The organism is Pseudomonas marincola (assembly GCF_900682675.2).
Lineage (GTDB): Bacteria > Pseudomonadota > Gammaproteobacteria > Pseudomonadales > Pseudomonadaceae > Aquipseudomonas > Aquipseudomonas marincola.
In genome coordinates, this window is sequence record NZ_LR215729.2 from 4,582,298 (window position 1) to 4,597,290 (window position 14,993).

At 52.4% G+C, this 14,993-nt stretch carries 15 protein-coding genes and 1 pseudogene; 7 read left to right on the forward strand and 9 right to left on the reverse strand.

What is annotated here, in order from left to right:
* Nucleotides 1-133 precede the first annotated feature (133 nt).
* From PMYSY11_RS21005 to bufA2, 3 genes are read right to left on the reverse strand one after another with little or no spacing between them, the layout of a single operon-like run.
* Nucleotides 134-949 (reverse strand): HvfC/BufC N-terminal domain-containing protein, encoded by an 816-nt coding sequence (locus tag PMYSY11_RS21005; RefSeq protein ID WP_069899910.1) that lies wholly within the window; start codon nt 947-949, stop codon nt 134-136.
* Nucleotides 940-1,782, reverse strand: coding sequence for an MNIO family bufferin maturase (bufB, locus tag PMYSY11_RS21010; protein WP_010490679.1), 843 nt, complete (start codon nt 1,780-1,782; stop codon nt 940-942). Before bufB ends, PMYSY11_RS21005 begins: the two co-directional genes overlap by 10 nt.
* 45 nt (nt 1,783-1,827) lie before the next feature.
* Nucleotides 1,828-2,088: a BufA2 family periplasmic bufferin-type metallophore gene (gene bufA2, locus PMYSY11_RS21015; protein ID WP_069899911.1), complete on the reverse strand. Its 261-nt coding sequence runs from the start codon at nt 2,086-2,088 to the stop codon at nt 1,828-1,830.
* A 314-nt stretch (nt 2,089-2,402) separates the two neighbouring features.
* On the opposite strand from bufA2, the gene PMYSY11_RS21020 reads away from it, so the two are divergent.
* From PMYSY11_RS21020 to PMYSY11_RS21045, 6 genes are all read left to right on the forward strand, one after another.
* Nucleotides 2,403-2,609: a co-regulatory protein PtrA N-terminal domain-containing protein gene (locus tag PMYSY11_RS21020; protein ID WP_010490674.1), complete on the forward strand. Its 207-nt coding sequence runs from the start codon at nt 2,403-2,405 to the stop codon at nt 2,607-2,609.
* 199 nt (nt 2,610-2,808) lie between these two features.
* Nucleotides 2,809-4,632, forward strand: a complete 1,824-nt coding sequence (locus PMYSY11_RS21025) for a copper resistance system multicopper oxidase (protein WP_069899912.1) — start codon at nt 2,809-2,811, stop codon at nt 4,630-4,632.
* Nucleotides 4,633-4,644: 12 nt separating this feature from the next.
* The gene (locus tag PMYSY11_RS21030; RefSeq protein ID WP_010490670.1) at nt 4,645-4,932 is read left to right on the forward strand and encodes a hypothetical protein; all 288 of its coding nucleotides are present in this window, start codon (nt 4,645-4,647) and stop codon (nt 4,930-4,932) included.
* Nucleotides 4,922-5,968 carry a copper resistance protein B gene (locus PMYSY11_RS21035; RefSeq protein WP_069899913.1) on the forward strand — a complete coding sequence of 349 codons (1,047 nt, stop codon included), beginning with the start codon at nt 4,922-4,924 and terminating at the stop codon, nt 5,966-5,968. Before PMYSY11_RS21030 ends, PMYSY11_RS21035 begins: the two co-directional genes overlap by 11 nt.
* A gap of 9 nt (nt 5,969-5,977) precedes the next feature.
* On the forward strand, nt 5,978-6,799 hold the full coding sequence (locus tag PMYSY11_RS21040) for a c-type cytochrome (protein WP_069899914.1): 822 nt from the start codon (nt 5,978-5,980) through the stop codon (nt 6,797-6,799).
* Complete coding sequence (locus tag PMYSY11_RS21045; RefSeq protein WP_069899915.1) at nt 6,789-7,244, forward strand: DUF411 domain-containing protein; 456 nt, start codon at nt 6,789-6,791, stop codon at nt 7,242-7,244. The genes PMYSY11_RS21040 and PMYSY11_RS21045 overlap by 11 nt, the downstream gene beginning before the upstream one ends.
* Nucleotides 7,245-7,399: 155 nt before the next feature.
* Here PMYSY11_RS21045 and PMYSY11_RS21970 read toward each other — a convergent pair.
* The 6 genes and pseudogenes from PMYSY11_RS21970 to PMYSY11_RS21070 form a co-directional block, all read right to left on the reverse strand.
* A pseudogene (locus PMYSY11_RS21970) lies at nt 7,400-7,600 on the reverse strand (OprD family porin); the annotation flags it as partial.
* A gap of 157 nt (nt 7,601-7,757) precedes the next feature.
* Nucleotides 7,758-8,090 carry a DUF2790 domain-containing protein gene (locus PMYSY11_RS21050; protein WP_010490664.1) on the reverse strand — a complete coding sequence of 111 codons (333 nt, stop codon included), beginning with the start codon at nt 8,088-8,090 and terminating at the stop codon, nt 7,758-7,760.
* Nucleotides 8,091-8,439: 349 nt separating this feature from the next.
* Nucleotides 8,440-9,672, reverse strand: coding sequence for an OprD family porin (locus PMYSY11_RS21055; RefSeq protein WP_036988411.1), 1,233 nt, complete (start codon nt 9,670-9,672; stop codon nt 8,440-8,442).
* Between the two features lie 244 nt (nt 9,673-9,916).
* A complete protein-coding gene (locus PMYSY11_RS21060) occupies nt 9,917-10,843 on the reverse strand; it encodes a LysR family transcriptional regulator (RefSeq protein ID WP_069899917.1) in 927 nt (308 codons plus the stop codon).
* A gap of 169 nt (nt 10,844-11,012) precedes the next feature.
* Nucleotides 11,013-12,413 (reverse strand): heavy metal sensor histidine kinase, encoded by a 1,401-nt coding sequence (locus tag PMYSY11_RS21065; protein WP_029529717.1) that lies wholly within the window; start codon nt 12,411-12,413, stop codon nt 11,013-11,015.
* Nucleotides 12,410-13,084 (reverse strand): heavy metal response regulator transcription factor, encoded by a 675-nt coding sequence (locus tag PMYSY11_RS21070; protein ID WP_010490660.1) that lies wholly within the window; start codon nt 13,082-13,084, stop codon nt 12,410-12,412. The genes PMYSY11_RS21065 and PMYSY11_RS21070 overlap by 4 nt, the downstream gene beginning before the upstream one ends.
* 537 nt (nt 13,085-13,621) lie before the next feature.
* Between PMYSY11_RS21070 and PMYSY11_RS21075 the strand changes: the two genes are divergently transcribed.
* Nucleotides 13,622-14,905, forward strand: coding sequence for a TolC family protein (locus PMYSY11_RS21075; protein WP_239655511.1), 1,284 nt, complete (start codon nt 13,622-13,624; stop codon nt 14,903-14,905).
* Nucleotides 14,906-14,993: the final 88 nt, after the last annotated feature.

Genomic DNA, 14,993 nt, shown 5'->3' on the forward strand with positions numbered 1-14,993 from the left:
CGGTGGACATCAATAACGCCGCCACCGTAAACGCTATCACTGGCGATACAGCTGTCCAGAGTACACCCACCAACGTGCTTGAAATGAACTTGGCTGTGTCGTTGACCATACCCCTTGCAACGTAGCGATCAGCTCAATTCAGAAAAATTGTGTCCGAAGTTCCTATTCGGCATGTACGTACCAGAAGCCCATCGCTGATCCAGCTTTTAAGCCAGATAGCAGCTTGCAACGGTGACTGTTCGCCATGCGTACTTAGCAGGTACTCACACATCGAAGCGAACGAGCCTCCATCGGTGAGCAACCGCAAAGCCGAGGCTTCACTTGGCTCTAGAGTGCGGTACTGACACACCAACTTATGCCGCCAAACCAGGCAGTTCATGGGGGCAGACAGAACAACAGCATCAGGAATACCGATTTCTGCCTTGGCGGACTTCCACATATCCACCGTGTTGTGCTGTAGCTGCAACCAACAAACTGAGGGGATGAGACACGCCCGTAGACTGACCCAGTCATCGGCGGAAAAACCACCCATCACATCCAGCGACAGCGGTACTGCATCGGGTGCGTCGAAGGCCAGCGTAAAGGTCCACTCAAGTGTGGCGAGTTCCAGCATAGGAGAGCGCTGTGGCTCGGCAACATAACCACGGATGAACTCTGGCAGCTTTTCACCCAGCCAGCGCAAACTGAAATGTCTTGGCGGCCACGCACTGATGTAAGCCAACGCCAGCTGTTCGAATGATTCGTCACCCATCCAGCGATGTAACGCTGGAAAGTCTTCCCTCATGACGCCAAGAAGCCTGGCGCGATAAGCGTTGTGGTAAATCATCAGGCCATCTGTGGCAGGCAGCGTATTGCTACCTTGGATCTGCTCCAACAGCCCAGGTGGGATCGCGCTATCGCCTGTGGCCAGGTAACGCTCCAGCGCTTCCTGCTGAGCACTCAGACGCATGGTGCGGCAGCCCCTAGAACGTTGGCGGAGATAGAGCGCGCCTTGGACAACTCAGCTAAGAGCTCGTCAAAAGGCGGGAAATGATCATCTCGCTCAATCAGGGTGGCAGTAGCACCCAGGTAGTTCAACGCTTCGCCGTACAGGGCCCAAACCGGACCGGCAATCGGCTGATCGTGGGTGTCGATAAGATAGTGACCGTAGTCGCTATGGCCGGCTAGGTGGATCTGGCGAATCCGCTCACGGGGCAGCTCCATGATGAATTGCCAAGGGTCGAATCCCTGGTTGCGTGAACTGACGTAGACATTGTTCACATCGAGCAATATCTCGCAGCCCGTCAGGCTACTCAGCTCGGCCAGAAACTGGGACTCGCTCATGCAGGACGTTTTCCACTGCACGTAGGCCGACACGTTCTCAAGCACAAGAGGTCGTTGCAATATATCTTGAACCAGCCGAACCCTTGATGCGACATGCAGCAGGCTCTCTTGGGTGAATGGCAGTGGAAGTAGATCATGCAGCTGGTGAGCACTGCCCCTGCTCCAACACAGATGATCAGCAACCCAGCGGGGCTGAACTCGGTCGGCTAGATTTTTCAATTGCCGCAAGTAGTCAGCGTCGATCTCATGAGGACCGCCAATCGACAGGGAAACCCCGTGCATAACCAGCGGATATTGCTCTTTGATCGCATCGAGGAAGTAGAGAGCTTTTCCCCCTCCGACCATGTAGTTCTCGGAGATGATCTCGAACCAGTCGACTGCGGGACGTTGCTCCAAAATCTGCTGGTAGTACTCGCTACGCAAGCCCAAGCCAAAGCCCAGCATGTTGCTTTTACTCATTAGAACTCCGAGTCAAGGGAGTGACTTGCACTCCCTTGGATGGGCTTACTCGCTGGTTTTACCGCCGGCCTCATCGCATTTTTCTTGGGTCATCAAGTTGAAGCCTTGACCTTTACATTCTCCCTGGCCTTTGCAGGCGTTCTTTGCAGTCATGCAATCGTTTTGGCCTTTACAGCCATTCACACCAAAGCATTTTACTTCGGCAGTTTTCGCATCCTGAGCCGCTTGTGCAGGCAGGATGGCAAATAGGCTGGCGGCAACGAGTGCCAATGCGGCACCGGTAGCAACGGTATTTGTGGTCGACATAGTGGCAATCTCTCTTGAGGGTTATGTGGAGGTCAGGACTATTTAGTGCCACTGACCCGAAGAAGCTTAGGCATCGCTGCCAGGCATGCCATAAAACGAATCCGCACAGGCTTCATTAGCAGGCATGAACAGACACTACAGAGCCCTGCAGAGTCTCCACAAGAAAGAAGTAGCAACCTGACAGAACTGTAATGTTCAGCTCAGGTTTATGACAGGGCACTCTGGTTAAGGTTACTTCGAGCCTGAAGCTCAATGCCTGATGGCGACCCAATCAGGGTCACTAGGCTAACTGAACTAAATCGAGGACTGTCCAGATGAAATCAATTAAATCCCTGTTCGTGGTTATCGCGCTTGCCGCGTCTTCGTTGGCAATGGCAGAAGGCGGTGCTGACCGTACTTTTGCGCGCATGGAACAGGCCAGCAAGGTCTCGATGGAAGCCTATCAACTGGCCCAACAACAGAAAAACGAGTCGCCGGTAGCTGGTACTAAAGCCAAAACAGCCGATCACGCCAACTGCTAGTTCGCGGTCAACCTGACAGAAATGTAATCACTTAGCCGGTTGAGATATGGCAATTTCTCAAGCTCGCTGTCGCAACGATTTGAAAAATCACGACAGTGGGCAAGGCTGATAGGGAAACCCCTCCCAGGATGAAACTAACAATCAACCTGACGTCACGGTTGGTTACCCCTGGTTCCTCCAACTGATTGGATATAACGGTATGCACTGCAAAACCTCAAGACGAACCTTCGTTAAAGGCTTGGCCGCCACCGGCATTCTCGGAGGCCTTGGCTTGTGGCGCACTCCCGTTTGGGCGGTGACCAGCCCAGGTCAGCCCAACGTATTGACTGGCACCGACTTCGACTTGTTCATTGGTGAAACGCCAGTAAACATAACCGGCGCAACCCGGACCGCGATGGCTATTAACGGGTCTATTCCAGGGCCAATTTTGCGCTGGAAGGAAGGTGACACCGTCACGTTGCGGGTGAAAAACCGCTTGACCGAAGACACCTCGATTCACTGGCACGGCATCATTTTGCCCGCCAACATGGATGGTGTACCTGGCTTGAGCTTCCACGGCATCGCGCCCGATGGCATGTACGAGTACAAGTTCAAGGTCAATCAAAACGGTACCTACTGGTACCACAGCCACTCGGGGTTGCAGGAGCAGATTGGCGTTTACGGCGCTTTGGTGATTGATGCCAAAGAGCCTGAGCCATTCAGCTATGACCGTGACTACGTGGTGATGCTGACTGACTGGACCGATGAAGACCCAACCCGGTTATTGGCCAAGCTCAAAAAGCAGTCGGACTACTACAACTTTCATAAACGCACCGTTGGCGACTTTATCAACGACGTCAGCGAGCAAGGTTGGTCGGCAACAATTGCAGATCGCAAGATGTGGGCTGAAATGAAGATGAGCCCCACCGATCTCGCCGACGTCAGCGCCTATACCTACACCTACCTGATGAACGGCCAGGCACCTAATGGCAACTGGACCGGTATCTTCAAGCCGGGTGAAAAGCTCCGTTTGCGCTTTATCAACGGTTCGGCGATGAGCTACTTCGACGTACGTATCCCCGGCTTGAAGATGACCGTGGTGGCCGCCGACGGCCAGTACGTAAGCCCGGTCAGTGTCGACGAGTTCCGTATCGCCGTTGCCGAGACCTACGACGTGATTGTCGAGCTCGCCGAGCAAGAGGCTTACACCATTTTTGCTCAGTCCATGGATCGCACCGGCTATGCCCGCGGCACTCTGGCTATACGAGAGGGCTTGAGCGCTGCAATACCCGAAACGGATCCTCGCCCCCTGATCGCCATGGGCGACATGGGTATGGATCACGGCAGCATGGCGGGTATGGACCATGGCAGCATGCAAGGCGACATGAGCGGCATGGACCACAGCAAGATGGCTGGAATGAGCCCTGGTGCCATGCAAGGTGACATGGCGGGCATGGATCACAGCAAAATGGCCGGCATGGACCATTCAGGTATGGCGGGGATGGGCGCAGGCGCATCAATGCAAGCGCACCCAGCCTCTGAAACCAATAACCCGCTGGTCGACATGCAGACCATGACCCCAACCCACAAGCTGGACGATCCGGGCATCGGATTGCGTGGTAATGGTCGTCGCGTGCTGACCTATTCCGACTTAAAAAGCACCTTCCCCGATCCGGATGGCCGTGAGCCCAGCCGAACCATTGAGCTGCACCTCACCGGGCACATGGAGAAATTTTCTTGGTCATTCGACGGCATCAAGTTTTCGGATGCCGAGCCGTTGCGCCTTAAGTACGGCGAGCGCGTGCGCATCACGCTGGTCAACGACACCATGATGACGCACCCCATCCACCTTCACGGAATGTGGAGTGATCTGGAGGATGCGAACGGCAACTTTATGGTTCGAAAACACACCATCGACATGCCGCCAGGTTCCAAACGCAGCTATCGAGTAACGGCTGATGCATTGGGTCGCTGGGCCTACCACTGCCACCTGCTACTCCACATGGAAATGGGCATGTTCCGTGAAGTTCGTGTGGATGAGTAAAGGAGATATCTGATGAGCACTTTTATGAAGCGAAAAGCCCTGGTTGGCAGCGCTGTTATGTTGAGCCTTTCGGCTGTTCTGTATGCTCCGCTGTCATTGGCCGGTGCAGGTCACAGTGAGCACGAACAACACGCGACTCAAGCCCCTGCGTCTGAAGCCGCAAGTGAAAAAAATACCGCGCACGCGAAAGAAAAGGCTGCGGCTAGCCAGCAAATGGATCATGGCGGCATGGACCACGAAAACATGATGGATAAGCATGGCGGCAGCGAAGCCGAAGCAGGTTCGAACCATGACCACTAGGCTTTTACACCCGTCCCTAATAGCACTGGCAGTGTCGCTGAGCGTGCTTAGCAGCGGGTTAACTCACGCTGCAGAGGAAATGGATCATTCGGCCATGGGCCACGGTTCCATGCCGATGGACCATAGCAAGATGAACCACGGCTCTACCAAAGAACCGATGCCGGGCATGGATCATAGCCAGATGGGTCACAGCCAAAGCCAGCCCCCCAAAAAAGCTCCGGCTATGGACCACAGCAAGATGGGTCACGGCGCCATGCAAGGGCAGATGGAGGGTATGGATCATACAAAGATGAACCATGGTTCCGCTGAAGCCCCGAGAACCACCAGTCGCACGCCTATCCCGGTACTGACAGATGCGGATCGTGAAGCAGCGTTCCCGCCTTTGCCAGGCCACAAGGTTCACGACAGCGCCATCAACAGCTTTTTCCTGCTCGATCAGCTCGAATACCAAGATGCCGATGAAGGCAGCACCTTGGCTTGGGATGCGTCCGCTTGGATCGGCGGAGACATCAATCGTCTCTGGCTGCGCTCCGAAGGTGAACGCACCAATGGCGTCACTGAGGATGCTGAATTGCAGGCCTTGTACGGGCGCTCGATTGGTCCTTGGTGGGATGTGGTCGCGGGTGTTCGCCAAGACTTCAAGCCAGAGACGCCACAGACTTGGGCCGCATTCGGCATCCAGGGTATGGCGCTGTATGCCTTTGAGGCGGAGGCCACTGCCTTTGTCGGCGAGAACGGCCAGACGGCTGCGCGCTTAGAGGGCGAGTACGACATCCTGCTGACCAATCGCCTAATCCTTCAGCCGACCGCTGAAGTGAATTTCTACGGCAAGAACGATTCGGAGCGAGGAATCGGCTCCGGTCTGGCCAACGCCGAGGTCGGTCTTCGATTGCGCTACGAGATTATTCGTCAATTCGCACCTTATATCGGCGTTTCATGGAGTCGCTCCTATGGCAATACTGCCGACCTAGTGCGCGATGAAGGTGGCGATATTGAAGACGCACGATTTGTCGCCGGTATCCGGATGTGGTTTTGAGAAACGAAAATGAAAAAAACAATTAAAACCCTCGTTGCGGCGAGCGTAGCCGGAAGTATCGCGGTAGGGGCCGTGGCCTATTTGGGTCTGGTCAACGTGGGGGCTGATGATCCTCACTTCCCTGCAGTGCATGCATTCCTGGCGATGGTCCGTGATCGCTCTATCGAAGTGCGCTCCAAGGATATTGCGGTACCTAACCTCAATGACGAGACGCTGATTAAAGCTGGCGCAGGCAACTACAACTCGATGTGCATCGGCTGCCATTTGGCACCGGGCGTCGCGGAAACTGAGCTAAGCCAAGCACTTTACCCCGCTCCGCCTAACCTTGCGAAGGTGGGTATCGATGGCAGTCCAGCCGCTGCGTTCTGGGTGATCAAGCATGGCATCAAGGCCACTGGCATGCCGGCCTGGGGCAAGAGTATGGGTGACCCGTACATCTGGGGCATGGTCGCATTCCTCAACCAGTTCCCGAAAATGGATGCCCAGCAGTATCAAGCGCTGGTTGCGTCGAGCGGTGGTCACGAGCATGGCGGCGGTGAGACCCGGATGCATAATCACGAGGGCCAACACAGCAGCCCCAAAGCAGGTCATCACGCCCAACCAGAAACTTCGCCTGATCATCATGCTTCGAATACTCTAGATACAAGCACCGGCGCCAATCATCACGGTGATTCGACGAGTACTACGGTCCACCATGAGGCCGATATGATGCCATCAAATAATAGTAACGCTGATTATCACGCAACTGAGCCAACTCAACAGGAGCAGGCCCCGACCGCTCCCAAAACCCACACTCACGCCAATGGCAAAGAGCACCTACATGACAGCTAAAAGTAAAGTAGCGCGAGTGGCAATGCTGGCCGCCTTTTTCATGACTTCAGCAGTTAACGCTACTGATGCCCTGACAATTGAAGTGCACCGTGATGCAAATTGCGGATGCTGCAAGAAGTGGATCTCGCACCTCGAAGCGAATGACTTCAAAGTCGTTGACCATATCGAAAGCAACATGACAGCAGTGAAGCAAGGTCTGGGCGTCTCGCCGCGGCTGGCGTCTTGCCACACCGCGGTGATTGACGGCAAGTTCGTCGAAGGTCATGTGCCGGCGGCTCAGGTCATCGAACTCACCAAGCGCGATGATCTCGTGGGCATCGCTGTTCCCGGGATGCCGGCGGGCTCCCCCGGCATGGAAGTCGATGGCGTAAAGCATTCCTACCAGGTCATTGGCTTGACCAAGGCGGGGACCGATCAGTTCGTTGCAGAATACCCCGTGAAATAGTACTGCCTGCCAGCACGGTTGCTTACGTCTGGTGTGGCCGATTCTTCTTCAAACTACCCATAAGTAGAAAGGGCTCCCGAGGGCGCCGAGGGCTGCCTACAAACCAAAGGAGCACTGTGAGGGAACAGCAGGACCACGACGCGAACGGGCGTACGCCACTCTTCCGAATAACGACTACCCAAGCTGCTAGACTGGCCTTTGCGGAAGTCACGGTTGAAGTAGAGATTTCAATTGAGGATGGTCAGGCTACTGCCTTCAATAAATCTTTCGCACTTCTCGTCGGCAGCCATTGCGGCTTGCCAGATAATGATGCTTAGAGCAAGTAGAGAAATTCCTAACAGGGTCCTGCTATTCATAAATGCTTCTGATGTCATTGGCAGTTGTCATTGTGTGGTCGCATCCATATACCAAGCGCGCCGGGCATAACTAGGCGCGCTTTGGCCATATTTGCACATGCCAAATAACGTCAGGGGGGACTTGAAAATTACTTTTCAGTCAGCGTGATGTCATTCATTAATTTTGGCTCCGGCAGCCTGTCCCGGCTACCCGATACTCAAGAATATTCAGATCACCGTTGGAGTCCTCGTAGGTCATCTGAGCCGGCATAACATTACAGCTAGAGTCCGTTGAGGTAGTGGCAACGACCCTTGCGACATCAAGCTTCATGCCGTAGCGGTAATGAATAACTTCGGGCGGATTCATCCCATTAGCTTCAGCATACTCTTGCATGGCTTGCTCATTGGCTTGAATCATCCGACCATAAACACGATCAGAACCTCCTTCTGCCACAGCAAAAGAAGAAATGGTCAAGATCGAAAGCGCAGCGACAGTTCTTAAGCCTTTCATATTTAATAACTCCTTTTAAGTAGTACTTAAAGTGTAAGCCCAAGACCCTGTCATAAACGTGAAGCTAGAATTACATTCCTGTAACGGATCTAAACACTTTGTGTAGGAGAAATTTTGGCGTATCAGTTTGTTGCGCCCCCCAGAATGGTTGCAGACATTAGCTTCACAAGATAGCGACTTCATCCTCCGCATTGGTAAGTAGGTTATTGGAAATGACCGCTTTGCTGAGGAGATCATTGCTTCGACCAGGTTGGTAGTAGTGCAGTCTTGATGACTCCAGATAATCTTCGTCCGTGCATACTGCCAAATGCGTGCGCTGCAGAACCAGTGCAGCGCACGGTATTGACGACTACATCAATGGAAGGGTGTAGCTGACGATCAAGCGGTTTTCGTCAACGTCATTGCCGAAGTTGGTCGAGCGCAATGTGGCGTTGCGCCATTTCACGCCAAGATTTTTTAGCGCACCGTCTTGGAAGACATAGGCGATGTCAGTATCGCGCTCCCATTCCTTGCCATCGGAAATGCCAGCACCTAAATCAATATCGTCGCCGGTAAGGTAACGGGTCATGAACGTCAACCCTGGGATACCAATGCTGGCAAAATTGAAGTCATAACGGGCCTGCCATGAGGTCTCGTCTTTGTTGGCAAAGTCGCCGATCTGCACATAGTTGACTAGGAACGGATCGGTGCCATTGATGTAGGCGTAACCGGTGTCTCCGCTCATGTTCTGGTAGCCAACGCCAAGTGCGTGACCGCCAAAGGCATAAGTGAACATCGCTCCGAATGCCTTGTTGTCGACGTTGCTGTTGCCCTCGTCGGTAGAGCGGGCATAGCGCAGATCAGTTTTCAGCGATTGTTTGTCACCTAGTGGCAAGATGTGCAGGGCAGTGAAAATATGCTGCCTGTAGAAGTCGTCTAATTTGCCATAGTTGTAGCCAGTGGTCAGGTTACTGTTCCATTTGTAGGTCGCACCGGCGAAGTTGAACTCATCGCTGGTCTGGGTGCCGCCGCCACTGATAGCGCGCGCTGCACCACTGGTAATGCTGAGGTCTTCGCTATCAGAGGAGTCACGCTGACTTACCTGCTTGAGTTGGCCTGCATCGAAGGTTAGGCCGTCAATCTCCAACGAGTTGAGATGCCCTCCCTGAAACGTCTGTGGAAGCAGGCGCGAATCGTTCGCTTGGACGGTTGGCAACCTAGGTTGAAGCGTACCCAGTTTCAGTACGCTGTTGGAGGCGCGCAGTTTCGTAGTTAAGCCCATCTCGCCATATTCATCCTGCGCGGCACGTGGTGCTTCTTTATCGCGCTTGAGCAGACCAGTGCCTGAACGATCGGCACTGGAATCCAGCTTGAGGCCAAGCATGCCGATGGCGTCGATGCCAACACCGACTGTCCCCTCAGTGAAACCGGACTCGTAGCGCAGCAGAAAGCCCTGGGCCCATTCCTCTTGTTTTGATTGCTTGGCTGAGTCTTGACGAAAATCTCTATTGAAATAGAAATTACGTGCTTCCAAACCAACTTTGTTGTCCTCAAAAAAGTCAGCGGTCGCAGGTTGGCTGAGGCCCATAATTCCAGTGCTCATTAAGAGGCCAATAGTGGGACGGCTAAGCCATTGAACTTTAGGTATGGCAATAAACATGTACTCTCCTTGTTGGACGTGTTGTGGTGGACGTGGCGCAGGCTCAGGGAGAGGTATTGCATTTATGTGTTATTCTGATGACATTATTGTTTCTCTAATCTAGAGTCGAACGAAGCCTAGGCAGGGCAAGAGTTTTAGCGCTAGCGATAAGATTTATGTTTGTTTCAGAGATATTACAATTTGAGGATCATAACTCTGATATTTCTCTACAGGATTGCTTAGTGAACCAGGTATGGCGATCATCGAAGGCTTTGCGGATGAGCGATAACAACTCCTGCACTTCTTGCCGCCCCGATGTCAGCGGAGAGGTGGAGACCCACACGACCCGCGCTAAGGCGAGCTCGAATAGCTCGTCAAGAGGTAACAGGTTTCGATCTATATTGGAGATATAGTTCGGTAGTAGCCCGATACAAGAGGAATTTCTGAGCAAATCCGCTACCCACTCTTGTGAGTGCACCTGAACGACCGAGCTCTGACGCTGGCGTATTAACTGATTCCATGGCTCGAAACTGTCAACCGCTGTATTTCCCGCGTACTGAACCAGCATGAAATCATTGAGATCCGCAACTGATCTTGGCAGACGTTTCCCCGCATAACGTTTTGCCATATAAGCACAATAAGAAATGCGCGCAAGCTGCAATGGCTTGGTCATTGCAAAGCCTGGATTAGGCCTTGATTTGGCGGGGTCGGCGATCCAGACCATGACATCCACCAGCTCCTCGGGTTCGCCCTCCAGAGGGATGATTTCTAGTCTCGCTGCAGCGTGCTTACGTAGCCAGGAGATCAAGTCCCGGGCCAGAAGGTCGGTGAGCAATGCTGTTGGCACAGCAAGACGTACCAGCGGTCGTTGGATACTGGCGCCCTCTGGATGCAAGTCGCCAAATTGTCTCGCTAGCGTCTGCTGCAGTTGACGACCTGTCGCACTCAGGCTCAACTCGCGCCCCTTATATAAGAAAAGCGGGCTACCTACGCTTTCCTCTAACTTTCTGAGTCTTTTGCGCATCGGCACAACTTGCATGTTTAAGCTGCGCGCAGCCTGCCTAAAGCAGGCGCAGCGCGCGCTAGTCATGAAAATCTGTGCTAATTGACGGTCAATGGATAGTGAGTCAGACATGATAAGCAGTCAAAGTTCGTTCCAAGTAATTAGATGCACTTTGAGCTTAACGACACGAACATAACGCTAGGATCGCTGAATTATTACTTCTTTGTAATCTGACATAGTGAAATGAACTTATCCGCTCTGATTTAAGTTGCGTCACAGCACCATGATTAGCTTTAGCAAGTCACGGTGAGCCATCGGGTACTTTGGGGAAGATCAAGCGGAAAACGGTGAAGCTACCAGGGATGCTGCTAACCTCGACAGCACCCTGATGGAGGCTCATTATCGAGCGCACAATAGCTAGTCCTAGCCCAGTTCCACCTTCGGCACGAGAGCGGCTTGTATCGACACGATAGAAGCGCTCAAACAAATGAGGGATGTGCTGCGCGGGAATACCAACCCCGGGGTTCCCAACCGATACGCATACGGTTTCGCTATGCCTCTCTACCAGCAACGAGATGTTTGCACCGATAGGGCTGTGTCGAATGGCATTTGACAATAGGTTTGAAATAGCGCGCTGCACCATTAACCGATCACCGAAAGTACGCCCCCCTCCGGCGATTCTCAGATTGATCTGCTTCTCTTCTGCGGAGATGCTGAACAAATCAACAACACGCCTTACCTCATCTTCCAAAATAATTTTTTCGAAGGGCACAAGGGATGCTGGGTGGCTAACTTGAGCGAGAAACAGCATATCAGTTACGATTCTGGTGACGCGCTCAAGCTCCTCTGTGCAGCATTCCAGTACGGCTTTGTACTCTTCTGGTGGACGCTCTCTTGATAGCGTTACCTGTGCCTTTCCCATGAGGTTGCTAATGGGCGAACGCAATTCATGAGCCAAATCATCAGAAAACTGCGATAGCTGTTGAACGCCGCTATCAAGCCGATGCAACATGAAGTTGATTCCATGAGCTAGCGTGCTGAGCTCTTGGGGCAGTTTATCCACGGAAATTCTATGGGTCAGATCCTGCGTGGATATAAGAGATGCAACTTGTCGGAATTGCCGAAGCGGTGAGAGGCCTCGCTTCACGATCCTCCATGCCCCCATGCCAATCAGAGCGAGTAAAAACGGGAGCAAAATCAAGGTTGACTTCAGGTAAGCGCTGAGCAGCGCTTCGTCTGCAGATCGATCGATAGAAAGCAAGACTCTAACAATATCGCCATCATTAAGCTGCATCACCTTGGATGCGGTTAGGAAATTCTTTCCCTCAGAATCCGACCAACGCTGATAACTCGTAGTGTCGGTGGCAGGAATGCTGGAAAGCATGGGCTCTAATGACCGCTCTCCAAGGTTCAAGAGTAACTTGATGCCTGATTTATTTTCGTAAATCGTCAAGTGAAGGTTGTCATGCCCCATGACTAAATCCAACAACGCGTGAGGCTGCTGGGAAATTGCATGAGCACTCATATCCTCAGCTAGGCTATGCCGAATTTGCTCCAGTTTCCCGTCTAGACTCTTTTTAGCCAAGGAATCCAACTCATGGGTAAGCGCGAAGTATGCTAGCGCCGCTAGCAAAACCACCAACGCTGCTCCCATTACGCTGACCGAAAGGCCAAGGCGCATTGAAAGACTCGTCGGTCTCATGCCCGTTCCTCAAGAACATACCCGACACCCCTAAGGGTGTGGATTAGCTTGCTATCGAACGGGTCATCAATCTTTGCGCGTAGCCTGCGGATGGAAACTTCGACGACATTCGTGTCGCAGTCAAAATTCATGTCCCAGACCAGCGAGATAATCTGGGTGCGAGAAAGCACCTCTCCAGAGCGGCGCATTAGCAGGTGCAATAGTGCAAATTCTTTGGTAGTTAGGTCGATACGCTGCTCACCGCGAAACGCGCGGTGCCTAGCCGGATCAAGTTCAAGGTCAGCTACCCGTAACACTTCTGGAACTGGAATTTGCTCACTGCGCCGCAGTAGAGTTCGGATTCGCGCAAGCAATTCAGGGAATTCAAACGGTTTGACTAAATAATCATCCGCTCCCAAATCTAGACCTTTAATTTTATCTACTAATCGTCCGCGTGCAGTCAACATTAATACCCGGGTGCTGCTAGTACTTCGTATATTCTCTAGTACTCTCCAGCCATCAACCTCAGGAAGATTTACATCGAGCACTACTAAGTCATAAACATGTTGTCGAACTAAGTGAAGACCGTCTACACCAGTGGCGGCCCTATCAACAATATAGCCACTCTCGCTTAATCCTTGGTGCAAGTATTCGGCAGTCTTTGGCTCGTCCTCGACAATAAGGATTCGCATAAAATTCACCTTAAAATTTACAGCCGTTATTGATTAATATTATTTGTTTTGGCGGCAGGGGTTAATTTCTTTCATCGACGGTCACGGACACGACCTACGAGGACTGATATTTTTCATATCCTAAAGCCTGTAGCGGCTTTAGGGTCAATCTGTTTCGCCATTGCTCATCATTCCGAATGGTTGTGCGACAACCCTTCGCAGCGCTTTAACTCGCCTGCAAAACTCAGCCTTTAACTGGGAGGCAATACAGGCATGACAAGCCTTTCTTGAGCGCATATGTTTCTAGATGTTGCGCATCATCGATATCATCTACCTTCTTGAGTGATGGCAATACTAATACAGGCCAACTTGAAAAAGCGCCGGATAACATAATTGTAATTTTTCAGTCACCTTGTTGATAGACCTAAAGCACTACATTCTGCCAAGAATTGGCGCCCTACTTATTCTCCCGAGTACTAATCCACAAACTCTCTCAGGCTCAGTAAGTAGCCCAGCCTTAATCTATTCCAGCAGAATATATGCTGCGGAGGGCTTTAAGTGTACGTAAAAACAATCGGCGGTTATAAAGTAGTTATCGATAAGTTCTGTATGCTTTTAGGCTTACTGGCAATATTGTTAGCTATGCCCGTTACAGCAGATTCTGCGGAATTAGCTGGGAGACCTATAACGTTTGATGAGGCTTTAGCGCAAGCACTATCAGAAAACCCAGAGTTCGCGGCAGCCCAATGGAATACAGGCATTGCCCAGGGCGCTCGCACTCAAGCCGGGCTAATCCCAAACCCCGAGCTGTCTTGGAGCGTTGAGGACACACGTCGTGATTCACGGATAACTAGCATTCAGGTATCTCAACCAATTGAACTAGGCGGTAAGCGAGGTGCAAGAATCGATGTTTCTGAGCGCGATCAGGACGCTGTAGCTATTGAATTTGAGCGCAAGAAAAACACTCTACGCGCAGAAGTCATTCGAGCCTTTTACTCGGCACTGCGAGCCCAAGAAGGGCTTCAGCTATCCACTCAGTCACTGGAGCTGGCCAGTCGCGGGCTTCAGGTGGTCGAAGGACGTGTAAAAGCCGGCAAGGCTTCCCCGATCGAAGTGTCGCGCGCTCAGATGCAGCTCTCCGAGATTCAACTGGAGTTGAATCGTGCTCAGCTCAACCGAAGTAACGCCTACAAACAACTAGCACTTGTAACGGGCGCCACGACGCCGAATTTCGATTATGTCGAAGGAGATCTTGAGCGCCTGCCAGATTTGCCATCGAAGGCAGATATGCTCGCACGCATAACGGATACAGCCGACCTGCGGCTAGCTAGTATGCAAATCCAACGTACCGAGTCCTCCTTAGAGCTCGAAAAGTCTCAGCGCATTCCCGATATCAACGTCAGTGTTGGAAGCCAATACGACGAGGGTCTTGGCGAGCGTGTCAACTTGCTCGGATTGTCAGTACCTCTCCCGTTGTTTAACCGCAATCAGGGCAATGTGATGGCCGCGGCTCAAGAAGCTAATCGCGCGCGCGACTTACGCAACGCCACAGAGCTTCGATTACGCGCGGAGGCAAAGCAGGCGTTTGAGCAATGGATAAGCGCGAGAAGTGAAGTCGATTCAATCAGCGGCACCTTGCTTCCGACTGCGAAGCAAGCGGTAGAGGGTGCCGTCCGGGGGTTTGAGATGGGTAAATTTGCATTTATCGATGTGCTAGATGCTCAGCGCACCCTTGTAAGCATGCGCTCTCAATATCTCAATTCATTGGATGAGGCCATTTCGGCTTGGGTAAGTCTGGAGAAAATCTACGGCTCGCAGATGAACGTCGAATTCAAACAATAATCTTCCCACGCGCCCACATAACGCCTTGAACGGTCGCGTTATACAGCATGGAGCTTTTCCTGCCAGTAGAGCGCGTCTGGACACCGGA

What these genes read in the sequence shown, in the direction of transcription:
- PMYSY11_RS21005 (WP_069899910.1), bottom strand. Translation starts at nt 949, where the DNA reads ATGCGTCTGAGTGCTCAGCAGGAAGCGCTGGAGCGTTACCTGGCCACA.
- bufB (WP_010490679.1), bottom strand. Translation starts at nt 1,782, where the DNA reads ATGAGTAAAAGCAACATGCTGGGCTTTGGCTTGGGCTTGCGTAGCGAG.
- bufA2 (WP_069899911.1), bottom strand. Translation starts at nt 2,088, where the DNA reads ATGTCGACCACAAATACCGTTGCTACCGGTGCCGCATTGGCACTCGTT.
- PMYSY11_RS21020 (WP_010490674.1), top strand. Translation starts at nt 2,403, where the DNA reads ATGAAATCAATTAAATCCCTGTTCGTGGTTATCGCGCTTGCCGCGTCT.
- PMYSY11_RS21025 (WP_069899912.1), top strand. Translation starts at nt 2,809, where the DNA reads ATGCACTGCAAAACCTCAAGACGAACCTTCGTTAAAGGCTTGGCCGCC.
- PMYSY11_RS21030 (WP_010490670.1), top strand. Translation starts at nt 4,645, where the DNA reads ATGAGCACTTTTATGAAGCGAAAAGCCCTGGTTGGCAGCGCTGTTATG.
- PMYSY11_RS21035 (WP_069899913.1), top strand. Translation starts at nt 4,922, where the DNA reads ATGACCACTAGGCTTTTACACCCGTCCCTAATAGCACTGGCAGTGTCG.
- PMYSY11_RS21040 (WP_069899914.1), top strand. Translation starts at nt 5,978, where the DNA reads ATGAAAAAAACAATTAAAACCCTCGTTGCGGCGAGCGTAGCCGGAAGT.
- PMYSY11_RS21045 (WP_069899915.1), top strand. Translation starts at nt 6,789, where the DNA reads ATGACAGCTAAAAGTAAAGTAGCGCGAGTGGCAATGCTGGCCGCCTTT.
- PMYSY11_RS21050 (WP_010490664.1), bottom strand. Translation starts at nt 8,090, where the DNA reads ATGAAAGGCTTAAGAACTGTCGCTGCGCTTTCGATCTTGACCATTTCT.
- PMYSY11_RS21055 (WP_036988411.1), bottom strand. Translation starts at nt 9,672, where the DNA reads ATGAGCACTGGAATTATGGGCCTCAGCCAACCTGCGACCGCTGACTTT.
- PMYSY11_RS21060 (WP_069899917.1), bottom strand. Translation starts at nt 10,843, where the DNA reads ATGTCTGACTCACTATCCATTGACCGTCAATTAGCACAGATTTTCATG.
- PMYSY11_RS21065 (WP_029529717.1), bottom strand. Translation starts at nt 12,413, where the DNA reads ATGAGACCGACGAGTCTTTCAATGCGCCTTGGCCTTTCGGTCAGCGTA.
- PMYSY11_RS21070 (WP_010490660.1), bottom strand. Translation starts at nt 13,084, where the DNA reads ATGCGAATCCTTATTGTCGAGGACGAGCCAAAGACTGCCGAATACTTG.